This is a genomic window from Psychromonas hadalis ATCC BAA-638 (assembly GCF_000420245.1).
GTDB lineage: Bacteria > Pseudomonadota > Gammaproteobacteria > Enterobacterales > Psychromonadaceae > Psychromonas > Psychromonas hadalis.
The window spans coordinates 1-12,354 of sequence record NZ_ATUO01000109.1; the positions used below are offsets into that span (position 1 = coordinate 1).

Here is a 12,354-nt window from a genome sequence, read left to right on the forward strand (position 1 = left end):
CCTTCAGGCTTTTTGAAAACAATTTAGCGCAAGTTATTGTGTAACGATTCCTTAACCCATAAATCCACTGCGTGCGAGCAGATCCATTGTTGATTGTTTTTCTGGGGCGCTAATAGCCGCCTTATCACCGAGTAACAGACGCTCTAAATAGCGGGCAATGACATCCACTTCGAGATTAACCAGTGATCCCACTTGGTAATTGACCATGGTCGTTTGTGAAAGAGTGTGCGGGATAATCGTGAGTTTAAAAGATGCACCATCAATCGCATTGGTGGTCAAACTAATACCATCAACGGTGATTGAGCCTTTTTCAGCAATGTATTTAGCCAGTTCATTGGGCGCTTTTATCCAATACTCAACCGCACTGCCCAGTTGGGTAATTGACGTTATCTCACCGACGCCATCAACATGACCACTGACAATATGCCCTCCTAAACGCGCGCTCACTTGCATCGCTTTTTCAAGGTTGACTGGAAAACCCGTTTTAATAGCAGCAAAACCACTGCGCTGTATTGTCTCTAATGAGATATCAGCGCCATAACCGCTATCATTTAATGTTGTCACCGTTAAGCAAACACCGTTATGGGCAATACTGTCGCCGATTTTTACATCGCCAAGATCAAGCGTGCCACTGTTAATGCTAATGGTCATATCTTTTGCATGGTGTTTGATTGCTGTAATAAAGCCAACGGCTTCGATAATACCTGTAAACATATTATTTTCTGTCACTTATAATGCGAATATCATCGCCAATTATCGTCACTTCTTGCAACGATAATTGCACAACATCATCCATTTTTGAAAAGTGGGCCAAGTTTACTAAGTTTCTTGACTTTTCGCCCATTAATTTTGGTGCTTGATATAATATAAATTGATCAACTAATTGTTGATTAAAAAACTCACCCGCTAATTTAGCGCCCGCCTCTACCCACAAATCATTAATTTCATAATCATTCAGTAAAGTAACTAATGCTTGTAGATCAATGCGGCCATGACCATCATCTTTGACGATAACTTGTTCAACCTCTGCAATACAATTTAACGCGTTTAAATCATCACGAGGCGATAAAGCCACCAATAATACCCTGCCCGCTAAGCCAAATAATTTTTCTTTGAGGGTTAATTTGTTGTGCGAATCTAAAATAATACGTATCGGTTGACGCAGTTGTGACGCTTTAATTTCATCGCTAAAATCTGGCGCTTGTTGTAACTCAGAAAAACGTACATTAAGACTTGGATCATCCGCTAACACCGTGCCGCTACCAGTTAAAAGTGCACTCTGCTGGGCGCGATAATATTGCACATCAAGTCGTGCTTTAGGCCCTGTTATCCATTTACTTTCACCATTTTCAAGCGCTGTTTTCCCATCTAGGCTAGCCGCCATTTTAACCGTAATACGCGCTATTTTAGTTTGCATACGTTTGATAAAACCTAAATTGAGCATCTTGGCGTCTGTTGCAAGCAAGCCCACCTCAACGGTGATCCCCGCCTCTTCTAATATTTTAATGCCACGCCCTGCCACTTTCGGATTAGGATCAACCATTGCGATCACCACCCGTTTTACCCCCGCTTTAACCAATGCAATCGCACAAGGTGGCGTACGTCCGAAATGGGAACAAGGCTCAAGGGTGACATAACAGGTTGCATTGATCGCTTTCATTTCAGCCTCTGCTAAGGCGTGCACTTCGGCATGTGGCTCACCCGCTTTGAAATGAAAACCGGCACCGACAATCATGTTATTAGCGACGATCACACAACCCACATTAGGATTAGGCGCAGTGGTAAAACGCCCTTTTTTAGCCAGTTCAATGGCTAATGCCATGTAGGTTTTGTCTTGATCTGAGAAGTGAGGGGAGTTCATTGCATACCTTTAATTTATCTATACGAGTTCGGACATAAGAATTAACTTTTCACTTTTGCTAATGTCAAAAAGGCACGACTGAAGTCCTACGTCCAAAAACAAAAGTATCACACCGCGCTATTTCTCTAATTTGGCAATCTCTTCACCAAACTCTTTTACATCTTCAAATGAGCGATATACGGAAGCGAAACGAATATAGGCAATTTTATCAAGGCTTTTAAGCAGATCCATCACCAGTTCACCGACCATTTTAGAAGAGATCTCACGCTCACCCGTTGCACGTAGTGTTGATTTAAGTTTACTGATACCACTTTCAATATCTTCAATGCTTACTGGGCGTTTTTCTAGTGCGCGGTTGATGCCCACCAGCAGTTTCTCTTCATTAAATGGTTCACGACGACCATCTGATTTTATCAAACGAGGCATCACTAATTCTGCACTTTCAAAGGTAGTAAACCGCTCATTACACTCATTACAAACGCGGCGACGACGCACTTGTGAGCCATCAGCCACTAAACGAGAGTCTATCACTTTAGTATCTTGCGCACTGCAAAAGGGACAATACATAAATTTATACCCACTTATTTTTTAAAGAGAAAAAACAGAGTGAACTTAACACACTTCAGCGTTAAAAAGGCAAAAAAAAGCAACACAGAAGTGTTGCTTAAACGTTTTAATGTATAAGTTCTACATGGATACCAAAGGAACTAAAAAGGTGATCAGTCTTGCTTGTTAAAATTACCCCTAACTGCGTTGTGAATTTTGAAGTGAGAACAACTATCTCCTGCAATTCACGCCTTGTTAGTGCTAATTTTTCCTGCTCAATACTTGATCACTTTCTAAATTCCATTGGTATAACCATATACTGGATTTGCTTTACAGAACGTAGCGACTTTTACTTTTACCGCTTCAATCGTTGTCGCTAGTTTTTCTTCATCTTTAATCGCATCTAAGATGTCACAAATCCAACCAGCAAGCTCAATTGAATCGTTAACCGTAGCGCCACGACGCGTTAGTGCAGGTGTACCGATACGCAAACCAGATGTTACAAATGGAGAGCGTGGATCATTAGGTACAGAGTTCATGTTCACCGTGATATGTGCCAAACCTAATGCCGCATCTGCTTCTTTACCCGTGATATCTTGCGCAATTAAGTCAACCAAAAACAGGTGGTTTTCAGTGCCATTAGAAACGATTTTGTAATCACGTTCTTGGAACACTTTAACCATTGCTTTAGCGTTCGCTAAAACACACTGTTGGTAAACTTTAAATTCAGGCTCAGCACACTCTTTAAATGCAACCGCTTTGGCTGCAATAACATGCATTAATGGGCCACCTTGACCGCCTGGAAATACTGCTGAGTTTAGTTTTTTCTCAATCTCTGCATTTGCTTTAGCAAGGATAAGACCACCACGTGGGCCACCTAATGTTTTATGTGTTGTTGTCGTGACCACATCTGCAAAGGGTACTGGGTTAGGGTAAAGACCCGTTGCCACAAGACCTGCAACGTGCGCCATATCAACAAACAGGTAAGCACCTACTTTGTCAGCAATCTCACGGAATTTAGCCCAATCAATAATACCTGAGTATGCAGAGAAACCAGCGATGATCATTTTTGGTTTATGCTCAATCGCTAAACGCTCAACCTCAGCGTAATCAAGAATACCTGTATCAGGATTGATGCCGTACTGAACCGCATTATATGTTTTACCAGAGAAGCTTACTTTAGCGCCGTGCGTTAAATGACCACCGTGAGCAAGGCTCATGCCTAAAATAGTGTCACCCGCATTACAAAGGGCAGCATAAACGGCACTGTTTGCTTGCGATCCAGAATGGGGTTGCACGTTTGCGTAATCTGCACCAAATAAGCTTTTAGCACGTTCAATCGCTAAAGACTCTGCAATATCAACATACTCACAACCGCCGTAATAGCGTTTACCCGGATAACCTTCAGCATATTTATTGGTAAGCTGACTGCCTTGCGCTTCCATTACACGTGGACTTGTGTAGTTTTCAGATGCAATTAGCTCAATGTGATCTTCTTGGCGTTGAACTTCACCCGTCATTGATGCCCATAATTCTGGATCGTAATCTGCAATATTCATTTCGCGGTTAAACATGCGCTTCTCCTGATTAAAATAACTGCTAGTCAGTTAAATTTAGTTATACCAATGGAATTAATGAAGTGATCAAGTATTGCGAAGGAAAAATTAGCACTAACAAGGCGTGGATTGTAGGAGATAGTTATTCTCACTTCAAAATTCACAACGCAGTTAGGGGTAATTTTAACAAGTAAGACTGATCACCTTTTTAGTTCCTTTGGTATTATGTATTCTTTTGATGTAGCGCATTTTACGCAAAGTTTCGGCGCTTGCATAGATCAAAAAGCATGAATAATTTAGCTTTTTATTATGAGAGAAATTAACATTAGTAGAAAAAAAATTAAATGGCTTGACTTCAAATTAAAATATATCGAATTTTTATTGTACAAGTAACTTTGCTAAAATCAAACCTTCAACGCGTTAGAGAACGAGTATTCAAATGGATACTTTAAAAATAAGTAACAAACTATTTTATCCGCTCAATTTTTGAGCGCCAATAACCCAATGGTACCCATGGGTTATTGGTTTTTTCTCCTCACTTTTTAAGTTTTTTACCGCGATTTCTTGTGCTAATTTATAAACCGTTTTTCCCAATAAGATAACCATCAGAACCACCATTATCCGATGTTATTTTTTGACTGGTGACATAATCATTTAAATGTCGAGTAATACTTGTTTTGTGTTTTCGTAGCGCCTGAGATATTAACTCTTCAGACCAACCTTCAGCATATAATAAAATCGCTTTTATTATATCGCACTCGCGCTTATCTCTGTTCATTTTATGGCGAGATTCTAAAATATTTTTTTGCTGATAGGATAATGATACTTGCATATAGACAGTTTGATCTTTTAAATTTCAACTTGATTTTTCTAAATGAGAAGTATTTTCAAAGATCACAGGTGTACACCCAAATTTATTCATGTCCATAGTTTCTTCACATCAATTCCCCTCTTTGTAGTAGTCAGTAATTAACCATAGGTTAAGCAGGAAGCTCAGTTAAAGTTTCTGCATGGCCTGATCTTCCTTCAAAATACTCTCTGCAGCCACATCTAAAGCATCGGAAGCACTTTGAAGCCCTTGCAATGCATTATTAATTGCAGTGCTCTCTGCATACCAGAACTTAGACATTTCTGCGATATTAGGCATTACTTCACCCGTTTCAGCATTGCTCATCGTTGCATTAATACGTGGATCGTTTTCAAGCACTTCTTGATAAGATTTTAATGCGACAGCACCAAGTGGCTTATCGTCATTTACAAATTCTAATCCTTCGTCTGTTAGCAGGTAATTTTCAATAAAATCTTTTGCCAACGCTTCATGAGGACTTGCGCTGTTAATACCGGCTGTTAATACACCAACGAATGGTTTCGCGGATTTATTTCTATAAGTCGGTAATACTGCAACACCGTAATTGATGCCACTCTTATCCATATTTGCCCAAGACCAAGGGCCATTAATAGTCATGGCGGTTTGTCCTGTATTGAAAGCAGATTCAGCAATCGAGTAATCTACATCTGCACTTATCTCTTTACGCTCAATCATGTTAACAATAAATTGTAATGCGCCTTTTGCTCCGGGAGTATTTACGCCTGTATCTTTAGGATCGTAAGCACCATTTTGAAATTCAAACGCATAACCACCATCAGCCGCTAATAATGGCCAAGTAAAGTAAGGTTCTGATAGGTTCCACATGATCGCAGACTTATTCTCTTTTTTAAGGCGTTGATCAATAGCGCTTATTTCTTCCCATGTTGTAGGTGGGGCCGATATTAAATCTTTATTATAGATAAGAGAAAGCGACTCAATCGCAACAGGGTAACCAATATATTTATTATCATAAGTAACCGCGTTCCACGCAAAACCAATTATTTTATCTTTGAAAGCAGCACTTGGCTTAACTTCGGCAAGTAAACCTGCTTTGGCCCATTGACCAAAACGGTCATGTGCCCAGAAGATGATATCTGGTCCATCGCCCGTTGGAGCAACTTGTTGGTACTTTTCTTCTAAATTATCAGGGTGTGCCACAATCACTTTTACCCCAGTATCATTTTCAAACTTTTTGCCTACCATGGCTAAACCGTCGTAACCTTTATCACTGTTTATCCATATTGTTATTTCTGTTGAAGATGAAACCATTTTTCCTTTTTTATTTATCGACTTTGTAACAAATAAAATGACGACAACAAGTGCCGTAATAAAAAGAATAGGGATTAATATTTGAAATGTTTTTGGTAGTTTTCCAAACAAATGGCGCATAAATTATCCTTTATTATAAATGGAACCAATTCCGTATAAAACCATGCTAAATAGCAATAAAAAACACTGCAAATACAGTGCAATTTACTAATGCGTTTTAACAAACAAAAATCGTTAGACTTTTATTAATGAGTAATAATCCGACTTACAACATTCATCGTTTCTGCAAGTCGGTATTTAAAATTTATAGAGTCAGCTCTCTCTTTAAGACTCAAAATCAGAGCAACACTTTCAGTAAATGAGCAGATAACTCATATTACTGACACAAAGAAACCATTGCTTTTTGTGGCTTACCAGTGTCAGAAAATTGAAGACTCCACACATACTTGCCTGCCTTGGGTAAGCTAACGATGGTGTTTTTCTGGTACCTGCCTTTTTTTAACTCATTCTCGATACCAAGTTTCAGCGCTAAGCCATGAGCCGTGTATTGTGGTGACCAGTCGTTACTTGCATATTGCATTTCATAACGCCCTGCTTTCTCGTTAATCACCACTTGGTAAACATTGTTGCCTTTGTATTTAAAAGCACGATTAATGACACCTGTCCAAGCGGCATCCGGGAAATCACCAAGAATATACAATTTTTTGTTAACGGGGCCATCTTCATTAACAGTGGGATTATCACATTGAGCCATAAAATCCGTACCTGCCATTTTTGCTAGTTCCTTCACTTTTGCTAGTTTCTTCGCTTTCGCTAGTTTCTTCGCTTTCGCTAGTTTTTTCGCTTTTGCTAATTCCCTAGCTTTTACTAATTCAGCAGCTACAATCGGGTCAATTTTAATAATAAGGCCTGCGTATTCCTTTGTTCCATGCTTTTTCTTCTCTTTACATTGCGCTGATGCAATGGGAGAACTTGCGCAGTATTTTTGCAATACTTTATCGAGATTATTAATACAGCTTTGAAATTTGTTTTTTACACTGTTAGGCATGCCAGCCTTTGAATAAATAGGCATTTTTTTTGCCACGTTTCCTTGTCTAATAATAATTTTATTAGATCTTAAGAAACGTCCAAATAAGTTAGTTGAATAGAATATTTGCCCGTACTGGGAAATATCCCCACTATACTCATAGATTTTTTTATCATAACTATCATGAAAGGATAACGTGGTATAACTATTAGGTTTTATTGGATGGGGGAATGAAGATAACATTCCCTTTTGTATTTCTCCATCAGCGACCTCTACTTGAAAAGTATAAAATACAGGCGCACCTTCAGTGCTTAAATGATCACCACTTTTGTAGTTCAAAATGCAGGCTGACTCTCCTATTTTTTGTACTTTTACCTCTTTATTTCCGCTCTTTTCATGAGCAAGTGTTTCTATTGCTGCCATGCTAAAAGATGACATAAAACTTAAACTTGCGATTAAAATTTTGCGGTGCATTCCTTTGTCCCTATTTTTGAGAGCCTATATTAAATAGGCAGTTCATTTATGTTACATAAATGAATAAACTCCATGATTAATTCGCAAGTTAAGTTAGTACTTTTTGTCATTTTCAGGGATATCTTCAAGGATAAAATCCCCCCAGAAAGAGCCTTCTTCAAAAACTTCAGGAACTTTTTCTGAACTAGCTTCAGATTTTTTTATTGATGTCAGTAAGGATTGAAAGTTTGAAATCATGTAATTGAATGCCTCTGCCATATCCGAAAATTCATCTTTACTCTTTGTCGAAACAACAATAGTTAAATCATTGCTATGAGATACTTTAATGATTGAGTTTTTGATATGTGAAATTGCACTTATAATATTGCGTGAAAGTGCCCAACCTGTGAGTATTGAAATGAGTAGTGCCAGAATAAATAGAATGTAAGTTATTTGCATGATTTTACTCATGTATTCACTACTGGCTTTATTACTTTGTTTTACTAAACGCATTAAGTTTAGTTGAAACTCTATTGCATTTTGATTCATTGTCTTTTGAAAGCCTTGGTCATAATGATGTCCCAATCTCTGCAGCTCATTAACCAGTGATAAAAATATAGCTTTATAGACTTCTAGTGCATCTAAAATCAATTCTTTCTGAGAACGAACGAGGAAACTTTTTTTCACACTGCTGTGCAGTTTATTAAAGTTGTCATTAAATTTAGTGATGTGCTTGTCATCAAATAGAAGCAGATATTTTTTTTCACTACTACGCACTTCAAGCATCATTTTCAAAAACATGAAAGAATCGCCAATAGCTTCTTCTACGTTATTTGCAGCACTGCCAAGTTCGCCGTAAAGACCATCTTGTGGATCAAATCCTATCCGCTTTTGTGTATCAACGACCTTGCTGAAGAATCGTTCATAATTGGTTAAATTTTGGCTTAATGTGATCGTTTCAAGGCTTGAAATATTGATATCTTTAAGATCTTGTTTTAGCTTTTTAATTCTTAACTTTAAGATCGTAACTTGGTCATAGAATTGCTCTTCATAAATGCTTTTCTTATGTACTAAAAAGTTTTTTTCATGAAGCATTAATCGCAATACACCGGCTTCAATTTTGCTGGTATTTTGTGACAGCAGAATCTTTTGTTGTGCTGACGATGCAGAAAAATTCATCAGAAAGAGCATGGCTAACATACTGGTGATTGTTACTGCGGTATTGATGATTAATTTTTTTTTAATTAGCATGTAAGTTAGATCCGGTCCATTAAACTAAAGGTAATCTGTTGAATTACAAAACTTCTTATTTTTATTAGGCAACTAGCATTAATTTTTATCTAGCGTTTTATTATTTTAAGCGATATATCTTTGCTTTTTTCAACCAAAGGCATGCTCATCCCTTATTTTTATCTGCATGTTTTCAAACAATTAATTAGGCCAACAGGCATAAATAATTTATTAATAAACAATGTTTACACTTAACAAGTTATTAGTCAACATTTCCATTTTAGAAGTTACAAACTGTCTGATATTTAATCGAAAACAATTGGAAACATCACATTCGGTGCATTACTTTATGATGGTTCTATAAGTGGATTATAGGTAGTTAGAGATAAGAAGTTAAATCTCCACCTTCTTGGGAGAGGCTGTGGTTTGCCTCATAGAAGGCAAAATTTACTGTCTCATTATATCTAAATTATTAAAAATTTAATTCATGTTGCTTTTCTTGATACTTTACATACTTTCTTATCATTTCGGCATCAACTCCACCTGTATCTACAGTGGAAAGATCAGAAAGCACATGGTAATTATATAATTTCAGTCTTAAAAGAAAATTTGGTAGCCACATTTTTTTGAATCAATTCCATTCGACAGAAAGAGTGAGGTCAATATAGGGGTTAAGGGCTATAGCATTTACCAAAACAAGGGGATAAAATTTAGTCTCGTGGAATACAGAGACCCAGAAACACAAACACTTCACCGTTTTGTAACAACCTTGCCAGTCGACATTAATCCAGGATCGATTGCCATGCTCTACTTCAAGCGATGGACAATTGAAAAGGCATTCAATAACAGTAAAAGTGATTTGAAGGAAAACAGGCTTGGTCATCTAATTTTGACGCGCTAAAAAACCAAATGTGGCTCACCGCGATGACTTATAATTTAATGCGTGGATTTGTTAACCCGTTATTTTTTCAAACAAGGATCGTACGTATATGCTCATATACGATTAGGTTAGTTCGAAACGCAATAATGACGGGAAAGTCGTTGGTATCGGTTATGAATGCATTGGTCGCTCGATTGATCCCGCGAATACGAAAAATGAAGGAACACTGATGTAAAATATAATTAATAACTTGCACCTTCAAATCCCACAGCACAAACCATTGACGCACATCGCCACTGCCTTACAATAACTACTTCTATTCTAATAACTTATAAAGGTCAAAAATGGCACAGTTTATTTTTACCATGAATCAAGTCAGCAAGGTGGTTCCACCTAAACGTACAATCCTGAAAGATATCTCACTGAGTTTTTTCCCCGGCGCTAAAATTGGCGTGTTAGGTTTGAACGGCTCAGGTAAATCCACCTTACTGCGTATTATGGCGGGCATTGATAAAGAGTTTGAAGGAGAAGCACGCGCATTAACAGGGACTAAAATTGGTTACCTCCCACAAGAGCCCGTGCTTGATCTTGAAAAAAACGTACGTGAAATTATTGAAGAGGCCGTCAGTGAAGTTAAAAATGCACTCGCTGAACTTGATCAAGTTTATAGCGATTATGCAGCGGAAGATGCAGACTTTGATGCGCTGGCTAAACGCCAAGGACAATTAGAAGAGATCATTGAAACGCATGATGGTCATAACCTTGATAATCAACTAGAGCGTGCAGCCGATGCACTGCGTTTACCCGCTTGGGATCAAAAAATTAAAGTGCTTTCTGGTGGTGAACGTCGCCGTGTTGCTTTATGTCGATTACTGCTTGAAAAACCCGATATGTTGTTGCTCGATGAGCCAACCAATCACTTGGATGCAGAATCGGTTGCATGGCTTGAGCGCTTCTTGCTCGATTATGAAGGCACGGTTGTGGCAATCACCCATGATAGATACTTCCTTGATAATGTGGCAGGTTGGATTTTAGAGCTAGATCGCGGTGTCGGTATTCCGTGGGAGGGCAACTACTCTTCATGGCTTGAGCAAAAAAATGATCGTTTAAAACAGGAAGCTTCGCAAGAGAAAGCACGCCAGCGTCAAATTGAGAAAGAGCTCGATTGGGTTCGTTCAAATGCCAAAGGTCGTCAATCTAAAAGCAAAGCACGTTTGTCTCGTTTTGAAGAGCTTAATAACCAAGATTTCCAAAAACGTAATGAAACTAATGAGATGTTTATTCCTGTTGGTCAACGTTTAGGTGACCAAGTAATTGATATTAATAACCTCACAAAATCTTATGATGGCCGTGTGTTAATTGATGATCTTACGTTAAGTATTCCACAAGGTGCAATTGTGGGTATCATCGGCGCTAATGGTGCAGGTAAATCGACTCTGTTTAAGATGATCTCGGGTGATGAAAAACCTGATAGTGGTGAAATCATTATTGGTAAATCGGTTGATCTTGCCAGTGTTGAGCAATTCCGTGACCATATGGATGATAAAAATACTGTTTTCCAAGAGGTTTCAGGGGGCAGTGATATTATCAAAATCGGTAATATCGAGATGCCAAGCCGTGCATACTTAGGACGTTTTAACTTTAAAGGCACAGATCAGCAAAAGATTGTCGGTAATCTTTCGGGGGGGGAGCGTGGTCGTTTGCACCTTGCTAAGTTACTTAAATCAGGAGGCAATGTATTACTGCTCGATGAGCCAACCAATGATCTCGATATCGAAACACTGCGCGCATTAGAAGATGCTCTGCTTAGTTTTGCAGGTTGTGCATTGGTTATCTCGCATGATCGCTGGTTCTTAGACCGTATCGCCACCCATATCATCGACTACCGTGATGAAGGAAAAATCAACTTTTTTGAGGGTAACTACAGTGATTATGAAGTGTGGCTGAAGAAAACCTTTGGTGCAGCCGCCGCTGAGCCACATCGCATTAAATACAAACGTATTTCATAACATCTAATAATGAGAGCCCTCTTTTTGAGGGCTATACCCATGATACTTCAAAATGCAAAGTCAGTAAGGCAAATTGTGCCTAGATGCTAGGCATAAAATTGAACCTTTCAAGAAATTGTATAACAACGCAGATTGCTACCATGTTCCCTGCCCTCGAAGTGCAAGCTCGAAAACCAACCCTGTATTGCAACATACAAAAAGTGAATGCCAATTATTATGGGAAGCTAATTACACCAATCCGGCTAAGTAACAGATCGTTTTTACTGTTTTAAATGACTAATACCTGCGTGCATTCAATTGCAATAGCCAGCGGCTCTATTTGACTTCGTCAAACAGTACGCAGTACAAAACAAATGACTGTTTTGCTTATTATACCAATCCGCCTAAGTAACTGATCGTTTTTACTGGTTTAAATGACTAATATCTGCGTTGCATTCAATCGCAATAGCCGGCTATTACTCAATCATGCGCCTTGACCTTAGTCATTTACCCTGCGTAAAACCTGATCATTATATTAAGCGAATGGTATTACTCAATCATGCGCTTTGATCTTAGTAATTTATCCCACGTAAAACCTGATCATTATATTAAGCGGAAGGGTATTACGCCTAAAATTCGAGGATGAAACGGTTTAAAATAGGTTTCCAATTCTTTA

Annotated in this window: 9 protein-coding genes; 1 reads left to right on the forward strand and 8 read right to left on the reverse strand. The window is 38.4% G+C overall.

Annotated elements, in window-relative coordinates; translation table 11 throughout:
• Positions 1-51: 51 nt before the first annotated feature.
• The 8 genes from G322_RS0113105 to G322_RS20805 form a co-directional block, all read right to left on the reverse strand.
• Positions 52-714, reverse strand: coding sequence for a riboflavin synthase (locus tag G322_RS0113105; RefSeq protein ID WP_022942213.1), 663 nt, complete (start codon positions 712-714; stop codon positions 52-54).
• A gap of 1 nt (position 715) precedes the next feature.
• The gene (gene ribD / locus G322_RS0113110) at positions 716-1,861 is read right to left on the reverse strand and encodes a bifunctional diaminohydroxyphosphoribosylaminopyrimidine deaminase/5-amino-6-(5-phosphoribosylamino)uracil reductase RibD (protein WP_022942214.1); all 1,146 of its coding nucleotides are present in this window, start codon (positions 1,859-1,861) and stop codon (positions 716-718) included.
• Between the two features lie 117 nt (positions 1,862-1,978).
• Positions 1,979-2,428, reverse strand: a complete 450-nt coding sequence (nrdR, locus tag G322_RS0113115) for a transcriptional regulator NrdR (RefSeq protein ID WP_022942215.1) — start codon at positions 2,426-2,428, stop codon at positions 1,979-1,981.
• A gap of 272 nt (positions 2,429-2,700) precedes the next feature.
• A complete protein-coding gene (gene glyA / locus G322_RS0113120) occupies positions 2,701-3,981 on the reverse strand; it encodes a serine hydroxymethyltransferase (protein WP_022942216.1) in 1,281 nt (426 codons plus the stop codon).
• Between the two features lie 556 nt (positions 3,982-4,537).
• Complete coding sequence (locus tag G322_RS20800; protein WP_022942218.1) at positions 4,538-4,795, reverse strand: transposase; 258 nt, start codon at positions 4,793-4,795, stop codon at positions 4,538-4,540.
• Positions 4,796-4,960: 165 nt separating this feature from the next.
• Positions 4,961-6,220 carry a maltose/maltodextrin ABC transporter substrate-binding protein MalE gene (gene malE, locus G322_RS0113135; protein ID WP_022942219.1) on the reverse strand — a complete coding sequence of 420 codons (1,260 nt, stop codon included), beginning with the start codon at positions 6,218-6,220 and terminating at the stop codon, positions 4,961-4,963.
• Positions 6,221-6,476: 256 nt separating this feature from the next.
• A complete protein-coding gene (locus G322_RS0113140) occupies positions 6,477-7,601 on the reverse strand; it encodes an early set domain-containing protein (protein ID WP_022942220.1) in 1,125 nt (374 codons plus the stop codon).
• Between the two features lie 93 nt (positions 7,602-7,694).
• Positions 7,695-8,831, reverse strand: a complete 1,137-nt coding sequence (locus G322_RS20805) for a HAMP domain-containing protein (protein WP_022942221.1) — start codon at positions 8,829-8,831, stop codon at positions 7,695-7,697.
• A gap of 1,203 nt (positions 8,832-10,034) precedes the next feature.
• Here G322_RS20805 and ettA point away from each other — a divergent pair.
• Entirely contained in the window at positions 10,035-11,699 is a 1,665-nt protein-coding gene (gene ettA, locus G322_RS0113155) for an energy-dependent translational throttle protein EttA (protein WP_022942223.1), read from the forward strand.
• The last annotated feature ends 655 nt before the right edge of the window (positions 11,700-12,354 follow it).